The sequence below is a fragment of the Clostridium beijerinckii HUN142 genome (assembly GCF_000621745.1).
Classification (GTDB): domain Bacteria; phylum Bacillota; class Clostridia; order Clostridiales; family Clostridiaceae; genus Clostridium; species Clostridium beijerinckii_A.
In genome coordinates this window covers 1-26,755 of record NZ_KK211340.1, presented here as the reverse complement: position 1 = coordinate 26,755, position 26,755 = coordinate 1, and the positions used below count along the sequence as shown (strand labels likewise).

At 30.6% G+C, this 26,755-nt stretch carries 21 protein-coding genes, 8 tRNA genes, 1 rRNA gene and 1 other annotated feature; of the genes, 29 read left to right on the top strand and 1 reads right to left on the bottom strand.

Annotation, left to right across the window (positions count from 1 at the left end; all coding sequences use genetic code 11):
- The first annotated feature begins 167 nt into the window (after positions 1-167).
- The 28 genes from spoVT to murD all read left to right on the top strand — a co-directional run bounded on the left by spoVT (position 168) and on the right by murD (position 24,903).
- The gene (spoVT, locus tag T483_RS0127215) at positions 168-716 is read left to right on the top strand and encodes a stage V sporulation protein T (RefSeq protein ID WP_026889662.1); all 549 of its coding nucleotides are present in this window, start codon (positions 168-170) and stop codon (positions 714-716) included.
- Positions 717-811: 95 nt separating this feature from the next.
- A complete protein-coding gene (locus tag T483_RS0127210; protein WP_026889661.1) occupies positions 812-2,347 on the top strand; it encodes a putative polysaccharide biosynthesis protein in 1,536 nt (511 codons plus the stop codon).
- A gap of 17 nt (positions 2,348-2,364) precedes the next feature.
- A complete protein-coding gene (gene mazG / locus T483_RS0127205) occupies positions 2,365-3,846 on the top strand; it encodes a nucleoside triphosphate pyrophosphohydrolase (protein ID WP_026889660.1) in 1,482 nt (493 codons plus the stop codon).
- Positions 3,847-4,037: 191 nt separating this feature from the next.
- A complete protein-coding gene (locus T483_RS0127200; protein WP_008422747.1) occupies positions 4,038-4,313 on the top strand; it encodes an HU family DNA-binding protein in 276 nt (91 codons plus the stop codon).
- A gap of 70 nt (positions 4,314-4,383) precedes the next feature.
- Entirely contained in the window at positions 4,384-4,644 is a 261-nt protein-coding gene (locus T483_RS0127195) for an RNA-binding S4 domain-containing protein (protein ID WP_011967456.1), read from the top strand.
- 201 nt (positions 4,645-4,845) lie between these two features.
- Positions 4,846-5,139, top strand: a complete 294-nt coding sequence (yabP, locus tag T483_RS0127190; protein WP_026889659.1) for a sporulation protein YabP — start codon at positions 4,846-4,848, stop codon at positions 5,137-5,139.
- A gap of 9 nt (positions 5,140-5,148) precedes the next feature.
- Entirely contained in the window at positions 5,149-5,541 is a 393-nt protein-coding gene (yabQ, locus tag T483_RS0127185; RefSeq protein ID WP_026889658.1) for a spore cortex biosynthesis protein YabQ, read from the top strand.
- Between the two features lie 77 nt (positions 5,542-5,618).
- Positions 5,619-5,906, top strand: a complete 288-nt coding sequence (locus T483_RS0127180) for an FtsB family cell division protein (RefSeq protein WP_026889657.1) — start codon at positions 5,619-5,621, stop codon at positions 5,904-5,906.
- Positions 5,907-6,055: 149 nt separating this feature from the next.
- Positions 6,056-6,466, top strand: a complete 411-nt coding sequence (locus tag T483_RS0127175) for a S1 domain-containing RNA-binding protein (protein ID WP_011967460.1) — start codon at positions 6,056-6,058, stop codon at positions 6,464-6,466.
- A 272-nt stretch (positions 6,467-6,738) separates the two neighbouring features.
- Positions 6,739-6,827 (top strand) — tRNA-Leu (locus tag T483_RS0127170).
- 21 nt (positions 6,828-6,848) lie between these two features.
- A tRNA-Met gene (locus T483_RS0127165) sits at positions 6,849-6,924 on the top strand.
- 7 nt (positions 6,925-6,931) lie between these two features.
- Positions 6,932-7,008: transfer RNA gene (locus T483_RS0127160), tRNA-Met, on the top strand.
- 6 nt (positions 7,009-7,014) lie between these two features.
- Positions 7,015-7,103, top strand: a tRNA-Leu gene (locus T483_RS0127155).
- Between the two features lie 21 nt (positions 7,104-7,124).
- Positions 7,125-7,200: transfer RNA gene (locus T483_RS0127150), tRNA-Met, on the top strand.
- Positions 7,201-7,865: 665 nt separating this feature from the next.
- A complete protein-coding gene (spoIIE, locus tag T483_RS0127145) occupies positions 7,866-10,277 on the top strand; it encodes a stage II sporulation protein E (RefSeq protein ID WP_080697189.1) in 2,412 nt (803 codons plus the stop codon).
- 267 nt (positions 10,278-10,544) lie between these two features.
- Positions 10,545-11,951, top strand: coding sequence for a tRNA lysidine(34) synthetase TilS (gene tilS / locus T483_RS0127140; protein WP_026889655.1), 1,407 nt, complete (start codon positions 10,545-10,547; stop codon positions 11,949-11,951).
- 1 nt (position 11,952) lies between these two features.
- Positions 11,953-12,492 (top strand): hypoxanthine phosphoribosyltransferase, encoded by a 540-nt coding sequence (gene hpt / locus T483_RS0127135; protein ID WP_026889654.1) that lies wholly within the window; start codon positions 11,953-11,955, stop codon positions 12,490-12,492.
- 74 nt (positions 12,493-12,566) lie between these two features.
- On the top strand, positions 12,567-14,375 hold the full coding sequence (gene ftsH, locus T483_RS0127130) for an ATP-dependent zinc metalloprotease FtsH (RefSeq protein WP_026889653.1): 1,809 nt from the start codon (positions 12,567-12,569) through the stop codon (positions 14,373-14,375).
- Positions 14,376-14,577: 202 nt separating this feature from the next.
- On the top strand, positions 14,578-16,248 hold the full coding sequence (locus T483_RS0127125) for a formate--tetrahydrofolate ligase (RefSeq protein ID WP_026889652.1): 1,671 nt from the start codon (positions 14,578-14,580) through the stop codon (positions 16,246-16,248).
- A 193-nt stretch (positions 16,249-16,441) separates the two neighbouring features.
- On the top strand, positions 16,442-17,242 hold the full coding sequence (locus tag T483_RS0127120; RefSeq protein WP_026889651.1) for a type III pantothenate kinase: 801 nt from the start codon (positions 16,442-16,444) through the stop codon (positions 17,240-17,242).
- Positions 17,243-17,292: 50 nt separating this feature from the next.
- Positions 17,293-18,258 (top strand): tRNA dihydrouridine synthase DusB, encoded by a 966-nt coding sequence (gene dusB / locus T483_RS0127115; RefSeq protein WP_026889650.1) that lies wholly within the window; start codon positions 17,293-17,295, stop codon positions 18,256-18,258.
- Positions 18,259-18,748: 490 nt separating this feature from the next.
- Complete coding sequence (greA, locus tag T483_RS0127110; RefSeq protein WP_026889649.1) at positions 18,749-19,231, top strand: transcription elongation factor GreA; 483 nt, start codon at positions 18,749-18,751, stop codon at positions 19,229-19,231.
- A 14-nt stretch (positions 19,232-19,245) separates the two neighbouring features.
- Positions 19,246-20,751: a lysine--tRNA ligase gene (lysS, locus tag T483_RS0127105; RefSeq protein ID WP_026889648.1), complete on the top strand. Its 1,506-nt coding sequence runs from the start codon at positions 19,246-19,248 to the stop codon at positions 20,749-20,751.
- Between the two features lie 258 nt (positions 20,752-21,009).
- A tRNA-Asn gene (locus tag T483_RS0127100) sits at positions 21,010-21,084 on the top strand.
- Positions 21,085-21,312: 228 nt separating this feature from the next.
- A tRNA-Asn gene (locus tag T483_RS0127095) sits at positions 21,313-21,387 on the top strand.
- A gap of 226 nt (positions 21,388-21,613) precedes the next feature.
- Positions 21,614-21,688: transfer RNA gene (locus T483_RS0127090), tRNA-Asn, on the top strand.
- A 75-nt stretch (positions 21,689-21,763) separates the two neighbouring features.
- Positions 21,764-21,937 (top strand) — a binding site (T-box leader).
- Positions 21,938-21,987: 50 nt separating this feature from the next.
- Entirely contained in the window at positions 21,988-23,379 is a 1,392-nt protein-coding gene (locus T483_RS0127085; RefSeq protein WP_026889647.1) for a glycine--tRNA ligase, read from the top strand.
- A gap of 147 nt (positions 23,380-23,526) precedes the next feature.
- The gene (murD, locus tag T483_RS0127080) at positions 23,527-24,903 is read left to right on the top strand and encodes a UDP-N-acetylmuramoyl-L-alanine--D-glutamate ligase (protein ID WP_026889646.1); all 1,377 of its coding nucleotides are present in this window, start codon (positions 23,527-23,529) and stop codon (positions 24,901-24,903) included.
- Positions 24,904-24,963: 60 nt separating this feature from the next.
- Here murD and T483_RS0127075 read toward each other — a convergent pair whose 3' ends face one another.
- Entirely contained in the window at positions 24,964-25,986 is a 1,023-nt protein-coding gene (locus tag T483_RS0127075) for a DUF5050 domain-containing protein (protein ID WP_026889645.1), read from the bottom strand.
- Between the two features lie 532 nt (positions 25,987-26,518).
- On the opposite strand from T483_RS0127075, the gene T483_RS0127070 reads away from it, so the two are divergent.
- A 16S ribosomal RNA gene (locus tag T483_RS0127070) occupies positions 26,519-26,755 on the top strand; the annotation flags it as partial.

Genomic DNA, 26,755 nt, shown 5'->3' with positions numbered 1-26,755 from the left:
TAGTCCTATTTTTTATTTCTACTATATGTATTTCATTAAAATAATAGCATTTATATTAATAAAAAAATAATTAATATAAAATTTGTCTATAAGTGTATAAAATTTCTAGAAATTCAAATAATAATAGTGCAACCAATTAATAGAGTTCAAAGGAGGTTATATAACCAATGAAGGCAACAGGAATTGTTAGAAGAATTGATGATTTAGGAAGAGTAGTAATACCAAAAGAAATAAGGAGAACTTTAAGAATAAGAGAGGGAGATCCTTTAGAAATTTTTACTGATAGAGACGGTGGAGTAATTCTAAAAAAATATTCACCAATTGAAGAACTTACTAACTTTTCAAAAGAATATTGCGAAAGTTTGCAACAAGTTATAGGTCATGTAGTACTAATAGCTGACAAAGATGCATTTGTTTCAGTAAGTGGAGCACCAAAAAAAGATTACGTAGAAAGAAAAGTAAGCAGCGAGTTAGAAAAGATAATGGACGGAAGAAAAACTGTGTTATTAAATAAAGCTGATAACGCAGTAATACCATTACATAATGATGACGATGAAACAGAGTATACTAGTCAAGTTATATCACCAATCATAGCTGAAGGTGATGAAATAGGAGCTGTGATTATTCTTTCAAAAGAAGATGGAGAGCTTGGTGAAGTTGAAACAAAACTAGTTGAGACAGCAGCAGCATTCTTAGGTAAACAAATGGAGCAATAATATCTATAAATAGCTACATTATGAAAATAAAAGGAATAATACCTCCAAACTTACAATAATAATTAATTAGTAAAATGTAAGTTTGGAGGTGTTTTATGAAAAAACAATCCCTAATAAAGGGAAGCATAATTCTTGGAGTTGCAGGAATATTAACTAGATTTTTAGGCCTATTCTTTAGATGGCCACTAATAATGTTAATTGGAGATGAGGGAATAGGGTATTATCAAATGTCATATCCGTTGTATATGTTTTTTATAGCTATGGCTTCTGGAGTTCCTGTTGCAATTTCTAAGATGATATCAGAAAAGAATGCAACAAATGATGTATATGGAAGCTTTGAAGTAATGAAAGAGTCTGCTATTTTAATGACAATAATAGGGACAGGCACCACATTAGCATTATTCTTTTTTGCGAGACCGATAGTATCATTTTTGAAGTGGGATCCGAAAGCATATTATTCATTGATCGGAATATCATTTGCACCAATTGTAATATCTTTTGTGACTATATTTAGGGGGTTCTTTCAAGGATTGCAGAATATGACTCCATCTGCTATATCACAGATAATAGAGCAGATTGGTAGAGTCATATTTGGCGTGGGACTTGCTGTGTTTTTATTACCTAAGGGGATAGAATATTCTGCAGGTGGTGCGGCATTTGGAGCAACGGCAGGTGCTGTTCTTGGGGGAGCTTACTTATATTCCAATTACAAAAGAGTAAAGAAACGTTACGCTATTAAAAGAGTTCGAAGCAATCCAGAAATATTAAATACTATATTAAAGATTGCAATACCAATATCATTAGGTACTACAGTATCAAGTATTATGAATTTAATAGATTCAATTTTGGTGCCACAAAAACTGCTAGATGCAGGGTTCACAAATGTACAATCAACTGTATTATATGCACAATTAACAGGAAAGGCTTCTGTAATTGTAAATATTCCCTTAACTCTTTCTATGGCTATCTGTACATCTCTAATTCCTATTATAGCCGAGAATTTTATACTTAAGAAGCAGAAAGAACTAAAAAGTAAAATAGATGCATCTATGAAAATGGCATCAGTAATTGCTATTCCGTGTACTTTTGGATTATTCTTTTTAGCTGAACCAGTAATGAAGTTCATATTTCCAGGCAGGTTCGAAGGAATAGAGATATTAAAATATTTATCATTAACAATTCCTTTTATAATAATTACTCAAACAACAACAGCAATACTACAAGGAACAGGACATTATATAAAACCTGTTATTAACCTTTTAATTGGATGTTTAATTAAGATTGTATTAACCTGGGTATTAGTTCCTATGGAAATATTCAACATATATGGTGCTGTTTTAGCGAGCTTTGGAGCCTATTTAACAGTAAGCGTTCTAAATATAGTGATGATGAAATTTACATTAAGAGTAAAGCTTAACTTATATGAAATATTAATAAAACCTTGCTATGCATCGAGTATTATGATGTTAATTGTGTTAATAAGTTATAATATTTTATATAAGAATACAGTTAGTAATGGAATATCTTGCTTGACATCTATATTTTTGGGTATGATAGTATATATTATAATGATAATTGTATTTAAAGTATTTAATATTGAGGAAATAAGGGATAGATTTAAAAGAAGATAAAAAGGAGAGAAATTCTAATGATTAAGATAGTAGGATTAGGGCCAGGAAGCAAGGATGCATTGACAATAGGAACAATAAATGAACTTGAAGAAAGTAAACATATATTTTTAAGGACAGAAAAACATCCAACAGTAGATTATCTAAAGGAAAAAAATATAGTATTTGATACTTATGATAATATTTATGATAGCATAGACAGTTTTGACGAAGTATACCTGAATATTGCAAAAGATCTAATTAGTAAACATAAGAATATGAATGATTTGATTTATGCAGTTCCAGGCCATCCATTGGTGGCAGAAAAATCAGTGTTTAACTTAATAGAATTATGTAAAGAAAATGATATAGAATATAAAGTTATACCAGCAGTAAGTTTTATTGATGCAATGATTGAAAGCCTTAAGATTGATCCCATAGAGGGATTAAAGGTTATAGATTCATTTGATATAAGTAATCAAATTCTAGATAAAAGAATAGGGACAATTGTTACGCAAGTGTACAATCAATTGATAGCGTCAGAAGTTAAATTAAGATTGCTAGAATGCTATAATGACGAGACAGAGATTTATTATGTAAGAGCAGCTGGAATATACGGTCAGGAGAGCATAAGAAAGATACCTTTATTTGAACTGGATATGCAGGAAGATATAGATTATTTAACATCGATTTATATACCAAAGGATCTTAAAAATAAAAAAGATTTCAATGACTTTTTAGATATAATTGAAGTGTTGAGAGGTGAAGGTGGATGTCCATGGGATAGAGAACAAACTCATAAGTCGCTCAAGAAGGCGTTGATAGAGGAAAGTTATGAGGTAATAGATGCGATAGATCAAGAAGACGATGATTCTTTAATCGAAGAATTAGGAGATGTACTTCTACAAGTTGTTTTTCATGCATCTATTGGAAAGGAAGATGGATATTTCGACATAGGAGATGTGATAGAAGGAATTTGTAATAAAATGATAAGCAGGCATCCTCATGTATTTAAGGATGATGATGGATTGAATTCATCGGAAGATGTAATAATAAAGTGGGATGAGTTAAAGAAAAAAGAAAAAGGGTATAATAGTGTTGTGGAGGAAATGAGAGGAATAACAAAGGGATTACCTGCACTTTTAAGAGCTCATAAGATTCAAGAAAAAGCAAAGAAGGTTGGGTTTGACTTCGAAAATATAGATTTTGCTGTAAGCAAGGTAAAAGAGGAGTTAAAAGAAGTAATTGATGTATATAATACAGAAAATGTGGAGAAAATACAAGAAGAAGTCGGAGATTTAATATTTTCATGTGTAAATGTTGCAAGGTTTTTGAAAGTAGATGAGGAAATAGCGTTAAATTATACTATAGATAAGTTTATAAAAAGATTTCAATATATTGAGAAAGTAGCTAAAGATAAGAATATTGAATTAACAAATATGACTTTAGATGAAATGAATGAACTATGGGAAATTTCAAAAAAACTTAAGTTAATGGATAATTTAAATAAAGGAATTCTCTAGTTTATGAAGAATAATAATTTATAAAAGAACTACTTTGTAACGATTTATTGGATTATTTAGTTATATATAGGAAAAGAAAGCGTTTTTCTATAGACGGGTAGCTGAAGAGGTTATATAATAAAGAAGTGCAATTTAGTACATAAAGAAAACAGTTAGAAAATATGTAACTGGATTTTAAGGAGGATGTTATTGTGAATAAAGCAGAATTAATTACTAGTATGGCGGAAAAAAGTAAATTAACAAAAAAAGATGCGGAATTAGCATTAAAAGCTTTAATTGAAAGTGTTGAGGAAGCACTAGAAAAAGGCGAAAAAGTTCAATTAGTTGGCTTTGGAACTTTTGAAACAAGAGAAAGAGCAGCTAGAGAAGGAAGAAATCCTAGAACTAAAGAAGTTATAAACATTCCTGCAACAACAGTTCCAGTGTTTAAAGCAGGTAAGGAATTCAAAGATAAAGTTAACAAGTAATAAAATACAAGTTAGACAGAGTAAATATGAACCCGAGTTTTCTCGGGTTCTTTTGAATGGAGGAGAAATTTTGAGATTAGATAAATATTTAAAGGTATCTCGAATTATAAAGAGAAGAACTGTAGCAAAAGAAATATGTGAAAGTGGACGTATATTAATAAATGGTAAAGTAGCAAAGCCTTCTACAAAAATAAAAGAAGGGGACATAATTGAAATAACGTTTGCTAATAAAGTATTAAAGGCAGAAATTGCTAGTGTGGTAGAACATGTGAGAAAAGAAGAGGCAAAAGAAATGTATATTATCCTTGAGGGTGAGGAAGATAAGGAGTAGAAACTACATAGTTTATCTACTCTTTATCTATATATAGGGTATTGTTAGGAAAAACTTTATGTTAAGTGAAGCCGTAGTGGATAAGAACATGTTATGGTTAAAAAATAAATTCTACTATACTTAACTTATTAAAGGTTCTAAATTCTAAAATACAAAATATAAGCATATATTGTATAAGAAAAATGAATGGAGGAATTTTTAATGGAGAAGAGAGTGGAAAATAAAGTAGAAGATAATAAATCAAGTTTATCTCTAGAGAATAGAAAAAAATTAACTTTAAGCGGTGTTATAGAGGTTATAAGTTTTGATGAGCAAAAAATAGATTTAACAACTAGTCTGGGGAACTTAACTATTAAGGGAGAAGAGTTAAAAATGAATAAATTAGATGTGCAAAATGGTGATGTTATAATTGCCGGAAGCATTGCCTCTATGGTGTATAATGGAAAAGTATCTAAAAAGAGCAATGAAAGTATAATAAGTAGATTGTTTAAGTAGGAATATAGTATGCCTTTAGGATTGAATATGCAGATTAATCTTGTTGTATGCAGCTTAATTGGAGGTGTTATAACGGGAATATTATTTGATATATATAGAGGAATAAGAGGATTAAACTCTATAAAAATATTGACAATAATAGAAGATATGCTATTTTGTGTACTTATTGCTTTAATTGTGTTTACTTTTTTATTATATACTAATTATGCATTTTTAACTCCCTACGTATATATTTTTATAATTGCAGCTATTATGTTATACTTTAAATTTATCAGTAAGTATTTTTATAATAGTGAGATGTTAATCGCAAAATCATCTTATAAGTTGATTAGAATTTTATTAAAGAATTTATTGTATCCATTAAAAATAATTGCATATAAAATTACAGATAAAAGGAAATGATAAAAAATTACTTGAATAATACTAATATAGTGTTTACAATAGACTTAAGAGAATTTGCAAAATAGAGGTTCTTATAGATGAAAACGAAGTTAATATTAAAGCGGACAATAATTACTGGATTTATTATTTTCTTTACCTTTAGTTACATTAGGCAAACTATAACAATGAATAGAATTCAAAAGGAAATTGATAGTAAGCAAGTTCAGTTAAATGAAATTAAACAAAAAAATGAAAGACTTCAGGATGAAGTTGATAAAATTAATTCAAATTCATCAGATTATCTTGAAAAATTAGCAAGAGAAAGACTTGGAATGATTAAGCCTGGTGAAAAAGTTGTTAATGGAGAGATAACAAATCAAAATTAATTTTCAATTTATAGAAAAACTTATAAAACTCTGGTAATATTATAGTAGCTGAATAATTAAATTTGTATTCTAAATTAAAGAACATCTGCATAGCAGATTTGTTCTTATAAATTTATATATTTTTAAATTTAAGGAGGAGTCTTTTAAACATGACCTTAATGGCAGGAAACATAGTAGAGGGCACAGTGATAAACATCACAAACTTTGGAGCTTTTATTGAAGTTGAAGGCAAAACTGGATTAGTTCATATTTCAGAAGTGGCAGATTCTTACGTAAAAGATATTAGAGAACATCTTAGTGAGCAAGATAAAGTGAAAGTGAAAGTTATCTCAATTGATGATAATGGTAAAATCAGTCTTTCAATAAAGCAAGCAAATGTTCAAAGAAAATCGGTTAAACCAGCAGAGATTGACTGGAAGGCACCTGATAAGAAGAAAACTACTAATTCAGGAAATTTCGAAGATATTATGTCTAAGTTTCTAAAGGATAGCGAAGAAAGAATGCAAGATGTAAAGAAGCATCAAGAATTTAAAAGTAAAGGTGGAAAAAAAGGCTGCTAAGAGTTCTTTTAATCTTTATGGGAAAATAAATATAAAATTTGCTTGATAAATTTCAAATGCAGAATAGATTTGTAGAGAAATTTTTATATTTGTTTACAGTTTGTTCTGCATTATTAAGATTATAAATAGATATTTACAGTGATTAAAACTTGTAATTCACTGATTATTACAATTAAAATATTAATATATAATATTAATAAAAAAATGTTGTTGACACAGCAATGAATATGTATTATAATTAGCTTTGTCGTTGGCACTTAGTTATAAGATATGCCGAAGTGGCGGAACTGGCAGACGCACAGGACTTAAAATCCTGCGGTGGTTAAACACCGTACCGGTTCGATTCCGGTCTTCGGCACCATATATATGAAAAAGATAATATCGCGGGGTGGAGCAGTTGGTAGCTCGTCGGGCTCATAACCCGAAGGTCATAGGTTCAAGTCCTGTCCCCGCAACCATTGATATGGCGGAATAGCTCAGCTGGCTAGAGCACTCGGTTCATACCCGAGGTGTCGTAGGTTCAAGTCCTATTTCCGCTACCAATATGTGCCGAAGTGGCGGAACTGGCAGACGCACAGGACTTAAAATCCTGCGGTAGTTAAACACCGTACCGGTTCGATTCCGGTCTTCGGCACCATATATATGAAAAAAATAATATCGCGGGGTGGAGCAGTTGGTAGCTCGTCGGGCTCATAACCCGAAGGTCATAGGTTCAAGTCCTGTCCCCGCAACCAAAAGACTTAAGCAATTGCTTAAGCCTTTTTTTGTTTCAAAGATATTTATTATGTGAGGCATAAAGTAAAAGTATAATATACTTTTCTAGATAAATACCTAGCCATTGAGAAGAATGCTTTAGTATTAATTTATAATGCTATGAATGAGGTATTTAAAGATTACTTTTCTAACAGGGGGGTAATTAGTTATAGATAGAAGTCTAATATGAATGTAGATAATTACATTTATGTTAGACTTTTTTTAGTATTTAATATTTTGAGTGTTATAAGTTACTTGTCATAAGATTGATTATTAAATGCAAATTTTGGTCACTAAAATTAAGAAAATTAAAGAATAATCGTAAAAAATATTATTTTAAGGAGTAATCAAAAAATGTATTCAGGGTTTATGATTTTATGAAAAATATTTTATATATAAATTTCTAATAAAATAAGATTAACGACAAATTAATTATAATAGTTTAAACTCAATAATTAGCTAAATAGCTTGAGTTGCCTTAACTAAGTGTAATATTAGATAATATCCAATAAAGAAAATAATCTATTAAATCATTAGATATTAGAGAAATTTAGATGAAGTTGTCCTACGAAAGTTTTCTATGCGAAACACCTTATGACATTTATCGTGAGGTTATGATGCTATAATCAAATTACATTATTTGGAAATGAGGCGAGCTGATGTGCAGTATGGGTTAGGGTTGAACAAATATGAGGGAATAACTAGAGTGGAAAACTTAAGAAAAAAGTTATGGATGAAAACATCTATAGTTAAGTTGGGAATTATTCTAATGTCAGGAGTTTTGCTCGGCAGGGTAAATTTATTATTAAATCAATCAGATAGTCTTGGAATAGCTCCAATTGGAATTGCGTATTTGATAGCTGTAGTTACAAAAGAAAATAGAAAAAATAGTTTAACTGTGGCAATAGGAATTGCTATAGGATATCTGACAATAAGTAATTTATTGACAGATGGTTATGTATATTTAATAGCTGTAGCATTAGTGACAATTTACTATGTGTTTATAGCACAAGCTAAAAATAGAAAAAAGGAGTTAGTGGGTTTTGTAATAATTCTAAGCAGTTTTTTTTGTTATGGTTTAATAGTTAATAAATATGAGGTTGGTGTAAATATAACTTTATGTTTAGTACAGACATTGATTGTAGTGCCTATATATTATGTTATAAAGTATGCGTTAAATTCTTTGGAAGAAATTAATACTAATTACTTCTTTTCTTCAGAGGAAATAGTCAGCATTGGAATATTCTTGTGCTTATTGGTTGCAGGAATAGGTAATATAAATATTAGTAACTATTCTATCAGGAATATATGTGCATTGACATTAGTTCTGACAATTGCATATGTAGGTGGGGCGACATACGGAACTATGATTGGAGTTTCTATGGGAATAATGCTTGGAGTAGCATCGAATGATATGATGTATAGTGTAGCCTTCTTTGGAGTTGGAGGATTGATTGTTGGCATATTTAAGGATACAGGGAAAATATTTTCAATACTATCAGGTATAATAATTTATACTGCATTAGCTTTATATTCTAATGCAGTAACGTTGAAGTTAGGAGTGGAAGTTCTTGCTAGTTCTGTTTTATTCTTATGTGTTCCAAAACCTGTATTTACAAGTATTGAAATTGAGATAAATCCATATAGAAAGAAAGCATCTTTAGGCGAAATTCAGTTGAATGCAATAAAGGAGGAGTTTACTTTTAAATTAAAGGAACTTACAAGTGTACTTACAAATGTATCGAAATGTTTATTAACGACTAATGATAATGAAAATTTATTGATTAAATCGAAGGGAAGTGCGTTAGTAGAAAACTTAGCTGATAGAAGCTGCTCAAGCTGTGAAAATAAACCTTTATGCTGGGAAAGAGACTTTCATCAAACTTTTAACTCTTTTCAGATGTTAATTCAAAGTCAAGAGCAAGGGAAGGTAGCAATTCCTATGGATTTGCAAAAAAGATGTATCAAGAACTTTACACTTTTAAGAAATGCAGAGGGGATTGTAACTAATTATAATGTAAATGAATCAATAAAGGAGAGATTAGCAGAAGGGAGAAATATATTATCATCTCATATATCTAATATATCATGTACTTTGGATAACCTTCTTAATGATTTTAAAAAGGAAGTTAGAATAGATACTGATTTAGAGAGATTGACTAAACGTATATTAAATAAAAATTCAATATATTATAATGATATTTTTTGTTATATAGATAAGAATGGTAGAGTTAAAATTAGATTAAGTGTAAATAATTGTGAAGGAGCTGATTATTATGAGAAAACCATAGTTTCTCTATTGAGTAATGCTATGAGAATTAAATTATGTATTGGAGATGATGGATGTAAATTAAATCCGAAGACAAACGAATGCGTTATAACGATAGAAGAAAAACCAAAGTACTATATGGTATCTTATGGAGCAATGGAACCGAAAGGCGGAGAAACTCAAATAGGTGATAGTTATAGTTTCGGAAGGACGAGAAATGGAACGTATATGACTATACTAAGTGATGGAATGGGTTCTGGACCGGAAGCTAGAGAGGAAAGCAAAGCGACTGTAGATTTGGTAGAAAGGCTTATTGAAGCAGGATTCGATGAGGATATAACAGTCAACACAGTCAATTCTATAATGGGAATGAGATTTTCTGAAGATGAAAAATATGCAACTTTAGATTTAAATAGAATTGACTTATATAACGGTAATGCAATATTTGTTAAGATAGGTGCGGCACCTAGCTTTATTAAAAGAGGCCGTGATGTAATACCTATTAATTCTAAGAACTTGCCTTTTGGGCTTGTAGATGAAGTGGACGTGGAAGTTATAAGAGAAGTGTTAAGACCTGGTGATATTTTAATTAATGTTAGCGATGGTATTTTAGATATAGATAAGTCAAACTCAGGAGAATCAACTTGGATTGAGGAATACTTAAAGAAGATTAATTCAGATCCTAGAGAACTGTCAGAAAAGGTGCTAGAAAAAGCAAAAGAATTAAGTAATGGAACGATTAAAGATGATATGACAGTTGTAGTTTCAAAGGTTTATTTAGATAGCTAAGATCATTGTACAATAAGTTATTAAAATATTATAAATAGCTGTTTCAAAAATTTAAGTCATAAGCTAATTTTGAAACAGCTATTTATGTTTATTTAATATTTAGTTAAATAAATGAGATTATTATAGAAAAGTAATATTATATTTATATAAAATGAGTTTTCCAATGCTAAATTAAAGCAATAATGTTTACATTTAAAACATATATACGTAAAATATAAGAAGCGGAATGATATATGACACAATAATAAATAAATAGGAGTGTTATTTTTGTATAAAAAAGTACTGTCTTATATAAAAGACAATAATCTTATTAAACCTAATGATAAAATTTTAATTGCTCTTTCTGGAGGGCCAGATTCTATATGCCTTTTGAATGTTTTATTTGAGTTAAGAGAAAAGTTAAATATAAGTATAGCTGCTGCACATCTAAACCATCTTTTAAGAGGTAAAGATGCATTTGAAGATGAGAAATATGTTATTAGTACATGCAATGAGATGGGAATAAAATGCTTTGTGAAACGTGTAGATATTAATGCTTATTCTAAGGAAAATAAATTGTCTTCCGAAATGGCTGGAAGAAGTGCTAGATATGATTTTTTTGACGAAATCTTGAAAAAAGAAGATTTTAATAAGATTGCCACTGCACATAATGCTAATGATCAAGCGGAGACTATTTTATTTAGGCTTATGAGGGGAACAGGTCTTGAAGGTCTGGGAGGGATCAGAGCCTCTAGAGATAATAAAATAATAAGGCCTATTTTATGTTTAAGTAGAGAGGAAGTAGAGAACTACGTAGAATTAAAAAATTTAAATCCTAGAATTGATAAAACTAACTTTGAAAAAATCTATAATAGAAATAAAATAAGATTAGATATATTGCCATATATGAAAGAAAATTTCAATGAGGATATAGTACAGACTTTAAATAGGATGTCCACATTATTACAAAAAGATAATGAATTTCTTGAAAAATTATCCGTAGGTCTATACAATAAATATTGTGTAGAGTGTGATGATTATTTTATAATAAAAAAGGAAATATTTAAAGAGGAAGAACCTTTGGTTAATAGAGTATTAAGGAAGGCACTAACAAGATACTCAAAGTCTAATTATGATTTTGAGGTTAAACATATATATGAAATATCTTGTTTGGCTCAAAAGTACTCGGGAAAGTTAGTACATCTCCCAAATGGAGTTTGCGCTGAAAATGTTTATGGGGATATATACATAAAAACAAAGACAAAAAAATCTGATATAAATAGTAAAAAAGAAGAAATAATTTTGAGTAAAAATAACATATATATAAATACAGTTGAGTTTCATAAGTATATTATTCAATTTTCGATAATTAATAATTATAAGGAAAATACTATAAACTTAAAGCAAGGCAATTTCGTTAAGTATTTTGATTTTGATAAAATTAATGATAATATTTCAATAAGAAACAGAAAGAATGGAGATAAAATTGTTCCGCTAGGTATGAGTGGGAGTAAAAAATTAAAAGATATTTTTATTGATATGAAGATTCCTAAAGAGGAAAGAGAGTGCATTCCTATTTTATGTTTTGATGAAAGGATTGCATGGATTATTGGAATTAGAATTTCAGAAGAATATAAACTTACAAGCAAAAGTACAAATATATTAAAAGTAGTCGTTAAAAGAAAGGAATATTAATATGAAACAAGATATACAAGAGATACTATATTCAGAAGAAATCTTAAGTAAAAGGATTAAAGAACTTGCAAGTGAAATAAGTACTGATTACAAAGGAAGAGAATTACTTGTAGTTGGTATTTTAAAAGGATCAGTAATATTTGCCGCTGAGCTAATAAAGAATATATCTATTAAATGTGAAATAGATTTTATGGCAGTGTCAAGCTATGGAAGTTCCACAGAAACATCTGGTGTTGTAAGAATATTAAAGGATTTGGATAATAGTATAGAAGGAAAAGATATTTTAGTAGTTGAAGATATTGTTGACACAGGAGTAACCTTAACATATTTACTTAAATACCTAAAAGCGAGAAAAGCAAATAGCATAGAAATAGTTGCATTGCTAAATAAGCAAGCAAGGCGTAAATCGAATCTAGATGTTAAATATATTGGATTTGAGGTTCCTGATGGATTCATAGTAGGGTATGGAATAGATTATGCTGAAAAATACAGGAATTTACCTTTTATAGGGATATTAAAGCCTGAAGTATATGAAAAATAGAAAATTCAATTTTAATTGTAATAAAAATATTCCTATGGTAAAATTTTAAATATGATGAGAGAGGGGGGCCTTGAATGAAAAAATATTCAAGTGCGGCTGTATGGATTGTATGCTCAGTTATGCTGATTTTAGCAGCAGTTACTATGTGGCAAACAGGAAAAGGTTCTAATGAGATAACTTATAGTGCATTTATACAAAAGTGGAATGCAAATGAAATAGAAAGCATCTTAGTCAAGGAAGATAGTATGACTGTAGAAGGGAAAACTACAGATAATAAAAGTTTTGTTACTATTGCACCAGGGGAACTTGTTAGTTCACTAATAGTAAATCAGCCTAAATTAGATGTTAAAGTTGTTTTTGAGAAGCCATCTAATAACGCAACATGGATAGCAACATTACTTCCATTCATATTAATGGCGGTATTTATATTTATATTCTTGTTTATATTTACTCAACAATCCCAAAGTGGAAGTGGTGGAAGAGGGGTTATGAATTTTGGCAAAAGTAAGGCTAAAATGGTAACACCAGATACACAAACAGTTACATTTGAAGATATAGCAGGTGCTGATGAAGAGAAAGCTGAACTTGAAGAAATTGTTGACTTTTTAAAGTTACCATCAAAGTATATACAGATTGGTGCGAGGATTCCTAAGGGAGTCTTATTAGTTGGACCTCCTGGAACTGGAAAGACATTGCTTGCAAAAGCGATAGCAGGAGAGGCAGGAGTGCCATTCTTTAGCATATCAGGATCAGATTTTGTTGAAATGTTTGTTGGTGTTGGTGCATCGAGAGTTAGAAGTCTATTTGAAGAGGCAAAGAAAAATTCACCTTGTATAGTATTTATAGATGAAATTGATGCAGTCGGAAGACAAAGAGGTGCAGGCTTAGGTGGAGGACACGACGAAAGAGAACAGACATTAAATCAACTACTTGTTGAAATGGACGGATTTGGAGCTAATGAAGGTATAATTATGATAGCTGCGACTAATAGACCAGATATATTAGATCCGGCGTTATTAAGACCAGGAAGATTTGATAGACAAATAATTGTTGGAGCACCAGATGTAAAAGGAAGAGAGGAAATCCTTAAAGTTCATACTAGAAAGAAACCATTAAAAGAGGATGTAAAATTAGATGTTCTTGCTAGAAGAACACCAGGTTTTTCAGGAGCAGATTTGGAAAACTTAACAAATGAAGCAGCATTACTTGCTGTAAGGAAAGAGAAAAAACAAATTTCTATGTCTGAGATGGAAGAAGCAATAACAAAAGTAATTGCAGGGCCTGAAAAAAAGAGTAGAGTAATAACTGAGCATGATAGAAAATTGACGGCTTATCATGAAGCAGGCCACGCAGTTGTTATGAGATTGCTCCCATATTGTGATCCAGTTCATGAAATAAGTGTAATCCCAAGAGGCAGAGCTGGTGGATATACTATGCATCTTCCAAAGGAAGATACTTCATATACATCTAAGTCTAAGTTAAAAGATGAGATGGTTGGACTTTTAGGCGGAAGAGTTGCTGAAAAATTGATTATGGGAGATATTAGTACTGGCGCAAAAAATGACATTGATAGAGCAAGTCATATAGCTAGAAGCATGGTTATGGATTATGGTATGAGTGAAGAGATTGGAACTATATCATTTAATACTTCAGGACATGATGAAGTTTTCCTTGGAAGAGACTTAGGTAAGGGAAGAAACTTTAGTGAAGAAATAGGTTCTAAAATAGATAAAGAAATAAAGAAATTCATAGATGAGGCTTATGATAGAGCTAATAAACTTTTAAAGGAAAATATAGATAAGTTACATGCTGTTGCAAAAGCTTTGATTGAAAAAGAAAAACTTGATGCACAAGAATTTGAAGATATTTTTGTAAATAATTAATATACAGGCTATTTCAAACACAAAATGCGTTTGAAATAGCCTTTTAATATTTATGAATAATATTGCATATTATTCATATGAATACGAATGTTCGGATTGCATTTATACTTATTATTCGAAAAAACTTTTATTATATATAGTGAAATGATATAATAAGTTATATTAAGTATAATTTTGGGTTTATATTTAGGAGGAATTTTAAATGAAAAGTGATATTCAGATTGCTCAAGAGGCAAAGATGGAGCCAATAAAAAATGTGGCTGAAAAATTAGGACTTTGTGAAGATGATATAGAGTACTATGGAAAATATAAGTGCAAGATATCTTTAGACGTATATGATAAAGTTAGAAATAATAAGGATGGAAAGTTAGTTTTAGTAACAGCTATAAATCCAACTCCTGCGGGAGAAGGAAAGTCAACAGTTACAGTAGGCCTTGGTCAGGCTTTAAACAGGCTTGGTAGGAAAGCCGTAATAGCGTTGAGGGAGCCATCATTAGGTCCGGTTTTCGGCATCAAGGGTGGAGCAGCTGGCGGTGGATATGCTCAAGTTGTTCCAATGGAGGATATTAATCTTCATTTTACTGGAGATATGCATGCTATTACATCTGCTAATAATTTGTTATCAGCAGCAATAGATAATCATATTCACCAAGGTAATGTTTTAAGAATTGATTCTAGAAGGATTGTATTTAAAAGAGTAATTGATATGAATGATAGAGCATTAAGGCATATCGTTGTTGGAATGGGAGGAAAGGTTAACGGATTTGTTAGAGAAGATGGATTCAATATAACTGTTGCGTCTGAAATAATGGCTATATTATGTTTAGCAAGCGACCTAGAAGACTTAAAGGAGAGAATGGGAAATATAGTAGTTGCTTATAATTTAGATGGAAATCCAGTTTATGCTAAGGAACTAGAAGTACAAGGCGCTATGGCACTATTGATGAAAGACGCTATTAAACCTAATTTGGTTCAGACATTAGAAAATACTCCAGCGTTAATACATGGAGGACCATTTGCTAATATCGCTCATGGGTGTAATTCTATAATGGCAACTAAACTTGCCCTAAAGTTAGGAGATGTTGTTGTAACAGAAGCTGGGTTTGGAGCAGATTTAGGTGCAGAAAAGTTTTTTGATATTAAGTGCAGATATGGAAATTTAGAACCGGAATGTGTTGTAATAGTTGCAACAATAAGAGCGTTAAAACATCATGGCGGAATAGCTAAAACTGAATTAAATATCCCAAATGTTGAAGCGTTAAAAAGTGGAATTGCTAATTTAGAGAAACAGATAGAGAATATAAAGAAATTTAAAATTACACCAGTTGTTGCAATAAATAAATTTGTTACAGATAGTTCTGAAGAAGTAGAATTTATTAAAGATTTTTGCGACAAAATTGGAGTTAAGGTAGCTTTATGCGATGTATGGGCTAAAGGTGGTGAAGGTGGAATTGACCTTGCTAATATAGTTTTAGATACATTACATAATAGTGAATCAAATTTTGAACCTATCTATGACAAAGAAAAATCTATTAGGGATAAAATATTTACAATTGCTAATGAAATTTATGGTGCGGATAAAGTTAATTATACTCCAACAGCAAAAAAACAAATTGATGAATTAGAAAAGTTTAAATTAGATAAACTTCCTATATGTATGGCAAAAACACAATATTCCTTGTCAGATAACCCTAGTCTTTTAGCTAGACCTGAAGGATTTGATATTACAGTTAAAGAGGTTAGAGTATCAAACGGTGCTGGATTCATAGTAGTTCAAACGGGTGACATAATGACTATGCCTGGACTTCCAAAGGTGCCAGCTGCAAACAAGATGGATGTATTAAAAAGTGGAGAAATAATAGGATTGTTCTAATGATTTCATATATGGACATATTAGAAATAACAACAATAACGAGAAAGTAATGGTATTAATCTAAAATCGCATTTAAACTCTTGACAAATTAAATATAATTGTTAAAATTATATTGTTATTTTTTAGTCAATTTCTAAATTAAGGCAGCTCTTCGGGCTGCTTTTAATTTAACTATATTAAGGTGGTGCTTTCTATGATTTTACTTGTTGATGCAGGTAATACTAACATTGTTTTGGGAGTACATAATGGAGAAAGGTATATAGCTAGTTGGCGTATTTCAAGTGAAGGAAATAAAACTTCAGATGAGTATGGTATACAAGTTATGCAACTATTTAACTTAAGTGACATTGATCCTAAAAATATTACTGGAGTTATAGTTTCTTCTGTTGTTCCTAATATAATGCATTCTTTAGAAAATATGTTAAGAAAATGTTTTTGTCACGAACCTATAATAGTTGGACCAGGAGTGAAAACTGGAATAAATATTAAATATGATAATCCAAGAGAAGTTGGAGCGGATAGAATAGTAAATGCTGTTGCTGCATATGAAATTTACAAAAGACCAGTTATAATAATAGACTTTGGAACTGCTACAACTTTTTGTGCAGTAAGAGCGAATGGAGATTATCTTGGAGGATGCATATGTCCAGGGATAAGAATTTCAGCAGATGCTTTATTTGAAAGAGCAGCTAAGCTTCCTAGAGTAGAATTAGAAGTGCCAAAAAATATGATTTGCAAAAATACTGTATCAAGTATGCAATCTGGTATTATATTTGGTTATATTGGGCAAGTTGAATATATAGTGAAGAAAATGAAACAAGAAATGAAAAATTCTAAGTATAAAGAAGAGCCTTTTGTATTAGCAACAGGTGGATTAGCAAATTTGATAGCTAAAGAGACTGATGTTATTGATAAAGTTGATTCAGATTTAACACTAGAAGGATTAAAGATATTATATGAAAAAAATAAAGACATGGAGATTTTCCAAAGATAAATTATATGGAAATTGAGATTTGTACAATAATGTAAGGAGTATATTCTACAATGAAGATAGGGAATTTAACCTTTGAAAACAATATATTTCTAGCACCTATGGCAGGAGTAACTGACATATCATTTAGAGGATTATGTAAGGAAATGGGATGCGGGTTGGTTTATACCGAAATGGTTAGTGCTAAAGCATTATATTATGGGAGCGAGAATACACAAACCTTACTTAGAATAGCGGATGAAGAAAAACCAGTTGCAGCTCAAATATTTGGTAGAGAACCAGATGTGATGGCTAGAATTTGTGAAGAATATTTAAATAACAGGGAAGATATTTGTATTATTGATATTAATATGGGATGCCCAGCTCCCAAAATAGTTAAAAATGGAGAAGGATCTGCATTGATGAAAGAACCGGAACTCGCATACGATATCGTTAGAGCTATAAAAAAAGTTTCAACAAAACCTGTTACTGTCAAATTTAGAAAGGGATTTGATGAGGATAATATTAATGCAGTGGAATTTGCAAAAGGTATGGAACAAGCTGGAGTGGATGCTATTGCTATTCATGGACGAACAAGGAGACAAATGTATCAAGGGAAAGCAGATTGGGATATAATAAAGAAAGTTAAGGATAGTGTTTCGATTCCTGTAATAGGAAATGGGGATGTATTTTCTCCAGAAGATGCTATTAGAATGAAGAGAATGACTGACTGTGATGGAATAATGATTGCAAGAGGAAGTCAAGGAAATCCATGGATATTTAGACAGATAAATAATTTACTTAATGGCGAAGAAGTTCAAGAAGTTTCAAATAATGAAAAAATTGAAATGTGCATTAGGCATTATGAATTAGCAATAAAATATGATGGAGAATTTAAAGCAATAAGGGAAATGAGAAAACACGCATCCTGGTATATTAAAGGACTTCCAAGATGTACAGAACTTAAAAATCAGATTAATACTATAGATGAGAGTGGAAAAGTTATTCAAGCTTTAAGAAAATATCAAGATGAATTATAACCTTTGCAATAATAATTAGAATTAATTATGTGTTTTAAGCATATTATTAATATTTAGAAAAATGCAATTTAGCTGAATAAGAAATATAGTATATATAAATATTAATCATTAGATGAATATTATATTTTAATTTATTTTATATTTTGCTAATTTACTTTTATATTAATATTTCAACTTAGTTTATTTAATGTTTGATATGCAGAAAGCATAGCTATCAGTAAAGTTGTATTGAGTAAATTACCATTCAATAGGGTAAGGTGCTTCAAATTAGGATTCATTGACATATGAAATAGGCTGATTTATAATAAGTTAAATGATTTTCAGATTAAAATATATTTTAAATTATTATAAATTTAAAGGCGTTCTCTGTTAACGATGTAATAAGAGATTGCTTAGAATGATTTATTTAATGGATAACTTATTAAAATAAAGATTAAAATCACTAACTAAAATAAATAATATAGAAGGTTTTAAAGGGGAGTTAAAGTATATGAGCCAATCAAAACAATATGTTATGACTTATGAAGGTGTTAAAAAATTAGAAAGCGAACTAGAATATTTAAAAACAGTAAAAAGAAAAGAAATAACTGAAAAGATAAAAATTGCTTTAGGATACGGTGACTTGAGTGAAAATTCTGAGTATGATGAAGCTAAAAACGACCAAGCATTTACAGAAGGAAGAATAATTCAGTTAGAAAATATGTTAAAGAATGCAGTAGTTGTTGATGAATCAGAAATTCCAAGTGATATTGTTTCAGTTGGGGCAAAGGTAAAAGTTAAGGATTATGAATTTGATGAAGAAGTAGAGTATTCAATAGTAGGTTCAGCTGAAGCAGATCCTATGAATTTTAAAATATCAAACGAATCACCGGTTGGAAATGCACTAGTTGGTAAAAAAGTTGGTGATGTAGTAGAGGTAACAGTTCCAGACGGAGTTAATAAATTCGAAATACTAGGAATAAGTAGAAGTTAATTGGAGGTACAATAATGTCAACAGAAGAAATGAGCATGCAAGAGTTAGAGTCTCAGTATAATGAACAGGAAGGATTGAGAAGAGCTAAACTAGCAGAGCTACAAGGTGCTGGAAAGGATCCTTTTGATGTTTATAAAGTCAATAGAACTCATACATCAGAGGAAGTTAAGGCAAACTACGATGCATTAGAAGGTAAGGAAGTAACCGTTGCAGGAAGGTTAATGTCTAAAAGAGGCCAAGGAAAAGTTGTTTTCTCAGATATACATGACAAAGATGGCAAGATACAACTATTCTTAAAGATTGACAAGGTTGGAGAAGAAAACTTAAAACAATATAAAACTTTTGATTTGGGTGATTGGATTGCCGCAACTGGAGAAGTGTTTACAACTAAAACAGGTGAAGTATCAGTAAACGTAAATAATTTTGAATTAACATGTAAGTCTTTAAAGCCGCTTCCAGAAAAGTGGCATGGATTAAAAGATCCAGATTTAAGATATAGACAAAGAGAAGTTGATATAATTACTAATACAGAAGTTAAGGATACTTTTATTAAAAGAAGTAAAATTATTTCAGCTATGAGAGAATTCCTAGATACTAAAGGCTTTATAGAAGTGGAAACTCCAATTCTTGGAGCAATAGCTGGTGGAGCAGCAGCAAAACCTTTTATTACGCATCACAATACTTTGGATATGGATATGTATTTAAGAATAGCTACAGAGTTGTATCTTAAGAGATTAATAGTTGCTGGTTTTGAAAAGGTATATGAAATAGGAAGAAATTTTAGAAATGAAGGTATGTCAGTAAGACATAATCCTGAATTTACAGCTATCGAATTATATGAAGCATATTCTGATTATAATGATATGATGGAAATTACAGAAAATATGGTTGCATATATTTGCGAAAAAGTAAATGGAACTACTAAGGTTGCTTATCAAGGTACAGAAATAGACTTTAAGCCACCATGGAGAAGAATCACTATGGTTGATGCTGTAAAAGAATATGCTGGAGTAGATTTCAATGAAATAAAATCTGACGACGAAGCTCAAACTATAGCAAAGGAAAAACACTTAGAATTTGCTAAACCATTAAATACAGTAACAAAAGGCGAAGTTTTAAATGCTTTATATGAAGAGTTTGGAGAAGTAAATATGATTCAGCCTACATTTGTTACAGATTATCCAGTAGAAATTTCACCTCTTACAAAGAAAAAGAGAGGAAATCCTGAATTCACTGAAAGATTTGAAGGTTTTGTATTTGGTAGAGAACTTTGTAATGCATACTCAGAATTAAACGATCCTATAGTTCAAAGACAAAGATTCGAACAACAAGCGAAGGAAAGAGAACTTGGCGATGATGAAGCGTATATGTTAGATGAGCAATTTATGAGTGCGCTTGAAACAGGTATGCCACCAACAGGTGGAATGGGAATGGGTATAGATAGACTTATAATGTTTTTAACTGATTCAGCATCAATTAGAGATGTTATATTATTCCCAACAATGAGGCCACAAAAATAATTTCAATACAGTTAAAATAAATATATTTTATTGATTGTTACAAAAAGGTTCATATGTGCATACAAGGCATATATGAACCTTTTTATCTGCATGGATGCAATAAAATTGTTATTTCGTAGGTAATGTTTATATGCTGTTGCCACCTTATATAGAATAAGGATAGATAATAGATGATTTTCGAAGATTCCAAGATAAATAAAATACAAAAAAAGCTTGCATAATTAGAAAAAACTGATATAATAGATTAAGTAATGACGTTCCGCGATAGCTCAATGGTGGAGCACTCGGCTGTTAACCGATAGGTTGGAGGTTCGAGTCCTCTTCGCGGAGCCATTTTTTTATATTTTTTAGCATAGTAATGTGAGTTATAGCGGGGATTTAGGAATTGCTGTAGCTTTTTTTATTTTGTAAAATTTATAAATATAAATAAATGAAAACATCTAAAGTATATGAGATCTAAAGACCAATATGGTTTATATAATATGAAAATAAAAAGTGGTATTTTAGGAAAAGGGATTGCATAATTTTAGAAATCTGATATAATAGATTAAGTAATGACGTTCCGCGATAGCTCAATGGTGGAGCACTCGGCTGTTAACCGATAGGTTGGAGGTTCGAGTCCTCTTCGCGGAGCCATTTTTTTATATCTTTTAGAGTAGTAATATGAGTTATAGCATATATTTTGAAATTGTTGCTATAACTTTTTTATTTTGTAAAATTTATAAAGATAAATAAATGTATTTAAAGGAGTCAGCACTAAAGAATAATATGACTTGATAATGTAGAAATATAAAATTGATATTTTATTAAAAAAGGGTTGCATAATCTAAAAAAACTGATATAATAGATTAAGTAATGACGTTCCGCGATAGCTCAATGGTGGAGCACTCGGCTGTTAACCGATAGGTTGGAGGTTCGAGTCCTCTTCGCGGAGCCATTTTTTTATATTTTTTTAGAAAATATTCAGTCTTGACATATAAAATGATTTTGTTAAAATTAATTTATAAATTAAATACACATGTTGAAAAAGAAAAGTAATTTATAAGTCAGTTGAAGAGAGATGATGTTTGGTGGAAATCATTATTGGTTATAAATGAATGGAGCTTTTGAGTGTGAGGAAATCGATGAAGAAAGATGGGCTTAAGCCAAGAAGGGTGGAACCGCGGAATTATATTTCGTCCCTTTGTGCTTAAAGCCTTTTTTATTTTATAAAAATATATTTGGAGGGATAAAACAATGGCAGTAGAAAAAACAATGGATAAGATTGTAGCTCTTTGTAAAAATAGAGGATTTGTATTTCCGGGATCAGATATATATGGTGGCTTAGCTAATTCGTGGGATTATGGTCCTTTAGGAGTGGAATTTAAAAATAATGTAAAAAGAGCATGGTGGAAAAAGTTTGTTCAAGAAAGTCCTTATAATGTTGGATTAGATTCTGCTATCTTAATGAATAGAGAAGTTTGGGTTGCATCAGGGCATGTTGGAGGTTTCTCAGATCCGTTAATGGATTGTAAGGAATGTAAAGCAAGATTTAGAGCTGATAAGTTAGTCGAGGATCATATGACAGAAAATGGAGTAGAAGTAGCTACCGCTGATGGATGGACTAACGAACAATTGAAAGAATATATTGAAAAAAATAACATAATTTGTCCTAAATGTGGAAAGATGAACTATACAGATATAAGAAAATTTAATCTTATGTTTAAAACTTTCCAAGGAGTTACTGAGGATGCTAAAGCAGAAATGTATTTAAGGCCAGAAACAGCACAAGGCATTTTTGTTAATTTTAAAGCAGTACAAAGAACATCAAGAAAAAAGGTACCATTTGGTATAGCTCAAATAGGCAAATCCTTTAGAAATGAAATTACACCTGGTAATTTTACCTTCAGGACAAGAGAATTTGAACAAATGGAATTAGAATTCTTCTGTAAGCCTGGAACTGATTTGGAATGGCATAAGTATTGGAAGGATTATTGCTGGAACTTCTTATTAAATTTGAATGTTAAGCCAGAAAATTTAAGAATGAGAGATCATGGAGAAGAAGAGTTATCTTTCTACTCGAATGCAACTTCTGATATAGAATATTTATTCCCATTTGGCTGGGGTGAACTTTGGGGAATAGCAGATAGAACTGATTATGATCTATCTAAGCATCAAGAACATTCAGGTCAAGATTTAAGTTATTTAGATCAAACTACTAATGAGAAGTATGTGCCATATGTTATAGAGCCATCTTTAGGTGCAGATAGAGTTGCTTTGGCATTTTTAATTGAGGCATATGATGAAGAGGAATTGGAAGGCGGAGATGTCAGAACTGTAATGCATCTACATCCAGCATTAGCTCCATTTAAGGCAGCGATATTACCTCTTTCTAAAAAGTTGTCAGAAAAGGCTTTAGATATTTATGCAGAATTAAGTAAGAAATTTAATCTTGATTTCGATGAAACAGGAAGTATAGGTAAGAGATACAGAAGACAAGATGAAATTGGAACGCCTTATTGTATAACAATTGATTTTGATACATTAGAGGACGAATCAGTCACAATTAGAAATAGAGATTCTATGGATCAAGAAAGAATTAAAATAAGCGAAATAGAAAATTACATTCAAGCAAGCTTGGAATTTTAGAAATACACTTATATAAAAGCTGACCCAAGATAATTTCTTCTTGGGTCAGTTTATTTTTTTGTTGCAAGTGTTATAATTAAAATAATAAAGAACAAATTTTGGCAATGATCTATACGATAAATAGAGATTTGAATTTGGAGGATAATCATGAAGAAAGATTTTAATGAGTTTAAAAAATTTATAGAAGGTAAGAAAGTTGGAGTTGTTGGAATTGGAGTAAGTAATATTCCATTAATCAATTTTTTAATAGATTTAGGTGCTGGTGTTACAGCTTTTGATAAGAAGGATTTGGAGGAACTTGGAGAAGTCGCAGATGATTTTAATAAAAAGGGAGTTAAGCTAGAGCTTGGAGAGAAATATCTAGATAACTTAAAAGGATTTGATGTAATATTCAAAACGCCATCAATGAGAATTGATAGTGAATCATTAGTAAAGGCTAGAGAAGAAGGAACATATGTTACCTCTGAGATGGAGGAATTTGTGAAATACACAAAGGGAAAAGTATATGGAATAACCGGTAGCGATGGAAAGACAACAACAACAACAATTATTTCTAAGTTACTAGAGGGCCAGGGGTATAAAACATGGGTCGGAGGAAATATAGGAACTCCACTATTTTCGGAAATAGAAAACATACATGATGAAGATAAAGTTGTATTAGAGTTATCTAGTTTTCAGCTTATGACAATGACTCAAGAAATAGATGTTGCAGTATGCACAAATTTATCACCAAATCATCTAGACATGCATAAAAGTATGCAAGAATATATAGATGCGAAAAAGAATATCTTTATATATCAAAATTCAAATGGACTTCTGGTAGTAAATAGAGAAAATGAAATTACGCATGGATTTATAAAAGAAGCAAAAGGAAATGTGAAAGAATTTAGTTCAAAAAGAGAAATGGCAGATGGAGCATATTATAAGGATGGGGCACTCTATCTTAAAGGTAAGGAAGTTTGTAAAAAGGATGACATAGTAATTAAAGGAATTCATAATGTTGAAAATTATCTTGCGGCATTTTTAGCAACAAAGGATGATGTTTCTATAGAAGTAATGAAGAAAGTTGCTGAAACTTTTGCTGGAGTTGAACATAGGTGTGAGCTTGTAAGAGAGGTAGATGGAGTTAGATATTATAATGATTCTATTGCTTCAAGTCCTACGCGAACTCTAGCTGGACTTAGAGCATTTGATGAAAAGGTAATAGTTATTGCAGGAGGGTACGATAAGCATATACCTTTTGAACCTCTGGCGTATGAGGGATATCCATATATAAAAGAATTAATTCTTATTGGGGCAACAAAATACAAGATTAAAGATGTTTTTGATGAATTAGAAAAGGAAAAAGGAATTAAGATTAATATAAATATGGTTGAGTCTTTGGAAGAGGCAGTAAAACTTGCTAAAGACATAGCCAATTCGGGTGATATTGTTACTCTATCACCTGCATGTGCATCATTTGACATGTATCCTAATTTTATGATAAGAGGTAATAAGTTCAAAGAGATAGTGAAATGTTTATAAATATATAACATAAATGGGAGATAAGCGTTTAATTATAAATACTTATCTCCCATTTATGTATTAACTTTTAGAAGAAAAATCTTTGAAGTATACATTGTTTACATTTATACTTGGACTGTAGAATATACCTGAGGTAGTCAAATAATATTCATTTATGCCTTGTGATATTTCCGGTTTAGAGGTTACGGTTGGATTTTTTAAGTCTACTGATAATGAGTACAAATTATTTGAGTCATTTCCGTTAATAAAATACATAGATTTATCAATAATCTTTAACTGAAATCCATTCATTATTGACAGTCTCTTACAGCTTAATGTAGAAGGATCTAGTGAGTATAGATTATTGTTATCAGAGGAGTTAAAAAAAAGTAACTGTTCATCAAAAACTATAAAGCTGTTAGCTGTATAATCAGTAAGCTTTTGTCTATTAGTACCATCTGTTTTTATTGAATATAATTTTGAGTTGTCACTTAAATTTTGATATACAATAAAATCTCCGTTAATTATAAAGGAACCTACACTATCAGCAGATACCAATGAATGCGCTGAGGTTGATGTATCGTATTTATAAACTTTATTCTCGTTATTTTTATTTATGTAGAATAATTCTGAATTAGAAACTATTAAATTATTTATTGAATCATCATTTAATTTGGTGTAAGTTTTATCAGAAATATTAAAGGAAGATAAAGTATTGTTATCTGAACCATTTGAAAAATAAATCATTTGATTAATTAAAACCATATTATCAGCAGAATAATTTGCGAAATCAGTAACGTTTTTACTTTCAAGAATATTCTTAGGCAAAGGGGCAGGAATAATTGAAATCCTATTATTCTCGTCTGGGTTTGGAAATATTAAATTGCTCCCATTAAAAAGGAATGGGCAAAAATATGATGAGTTATCAGTTAAATTAAATGAAGCTGGTTCGCTTGCCTCAGTTGCTTGAGCATTTTGTACTTGTATCGATGTCTTAGTAGGGGTGGAGGTCTGTGAAGTCGATGGAGAAGCGGTGTTACTTGAACAGCCTATAAAAGAAAACATAGCAAGTGGTAAAATCAAATATAAAATTCCTTTATTCATAATTAAAATCTCCTGAACTAAAATCATATATAATAGTATTAATAATTAATAAATAGAATTATTAATTATAAGTAATTAAGTTTGTTCTATACTATTAATATTAGAATAGATTCTTATAACAGTAAAGACGTTACTAAATGTTTTTATAGGTGTTTGTAGAAAATAATTGAAAGAATGTAATTAACACTACCACGTGTGTCTTCTGGTGAAAAAAAGAGCATTTATGAGTAAAATGTATATAATGGATGATAATTATTGATAACAAGGAATATAGTGGCGATTTTATGCAAAAAACATGATATTATTATATTCGTTGTCACGAGTAATTCATGCGCAACTGATGAAAAGTTAGCTAAAATGCTTTAAATAATTATAAAAAAATAATAAAAAAATTATTGACAAGAGTAGCTAATGATGTTATCATAATAAAGCAGTCGAGATTGACTGAGAGATCTTTGAAAATTGAACAGAATATGATAAATACATTTAAGTAAACCAGCAATTTTTATTTGAGTAAGCTAAGATTAAACTTTTTATTGAGAGTTTGATCCTGGCTCAGGACGAACGCTGGCGGCGTGCTTAACACATGCAAGTCGAGCGATGAAGTTCCTTCGGGAACGGATTAGCGGCGGACGGGTGAGTAACACGTGGGTAACCTGCCTCATAGAGGGGAATAGCCTTTCGAAAGGAAGATTAATACCGCATAAGATTGTAGTGCCGCATGGTATAGCAATTAAAGGAGTAATCCGCTATGAGATGGACCCGCGTC

What these genes read in the sequence shown, in the direction of transcription:
- greA (WP_026889649.1), top strand. Translation starts at nt 18,749, where the DNA reads ATGAGCCAATCAAAACAATATGTTATGACTTATGAAGGTGTTAAAAAA.
- lysS (WP_026889648.1), top strand. Translation starts at nt 19,246, where the DNA reads ATGTCAACAGAAGAAATGAGCATGCAAGAGTTAGAGTCTCAGTATAAT.
- dusB (WP_026889650.1), top strand. Translation starts at nt 17,293, where the DNA reads ATGAAGATAGGGAATTTAACCTTTGAAAACAATATATTTCTAGCACCT.
- T483_RS0127125 (WP_026889652.1), top strand. Translation starts at nt 14,578, where the DNA reads ATGAAAAGTGATATTCAGATTGCTCAAGAGGCAAAGATGGAGCCAATA.
- mazG (WP_026889660.1), top strand. Translation starts at nt 2,365, where the DNA reads ATGATTAAGATAGTAGGATTAGGGCCAGGAAGCAAGGATGCATTGACA.
- spoIIE (WP_080697189.1), top strand. Translation starts at nt 7,866, where the DNA reads ATGAGGCGAGCTGATGTGCAGTATGGGTTAGGGTTGAACAAATATGAG.
- ftsH (WP_026889653.1), top strand. Translation starts at nt 12,567, where the DNA reads ATGAAAAAATATTCAAGTGCGGCTGTATGGATTGTATGCTCAGTTATG.
- murD (WP_026889646.1), top strand. Translation starts at nt 23,527, where the DNA reads ATGAAGAAAGATTTTAATGAGTTTAAAAAATTTATAGAAGGTAAGAAA.
- T483_RS0127085 (WP_026889647.1), top strand. Translation starts at nt 21,988, where the DNA reads ATGGCAGTAGAAAAAACAATGGATAAGATTGTAGCTCTTTGTAAAAAT.
- T483_RS0127210 (WP_026889661.1), top strand. Translation starts at nt 812, where the DNA reads ATGAAAAAACAATCCCTAATAAAGGGAAGCATAATTCTTGGAGTTGCA.
- hpt (WP_026889654.1), top strand. Translation starts at nt 11,953, where the DNA reads ATGAAACAAGATATACAAGAGATACTATATTCAGAAGAAATCTTAAGT.
- yabP (WP_026889659.1), top strand. Translation starts at nt 4,846, where the DNA reads ATGGAGAAGAGAGTGGAAAATAAAGTAGAAGATAATAAATCAAGTTTA.
- T483_RS0127180 (WP_026889657.1), top strand. Translation starts at nt 5,619, where the DNA reads ATGAAAACGAAGTTAATATTAAAGCGGACAATAATTACTGGATTTATT.
- spoVT (WP_026889662.1), top strand. Translation starts at nt 168, where the DNA reads ATGAAGGCAACAGGAATTGTTAGAAGAATTGATGATTTAGGAAGAGTA.
- T483_RS0127120 (WP_026889651.1), top strand. Translation starts at nt 16,442, where the DNA reads ATGATTTTACTTGTTGATGCAGGTAATACTAACATTGTTTTGGGAGTA.
- T483_RS0127175 (WP_011967460.1), top strand. Translation starts at nt 6,056, where the DNA reads ATGACCTTAATGGCAGGAAACATAGTAGAGGGCACAGTGATAAACATC.
- yabQ (WP_026889658.1), top strand. Translation starts at nt 5,149, where the DNA reads ATGCCTTTAGGATTGAATATGCAGATTAATCTTGTTGTATGCAGCTTA.
- T483_RS0127075 (WP_026889645.1), bottom strand. Translation starts at nt 25,986, where the DNA reads ATGAATAAAGGAATTTTATATTTGATTTTACCACTTGCTATGTTTTCT.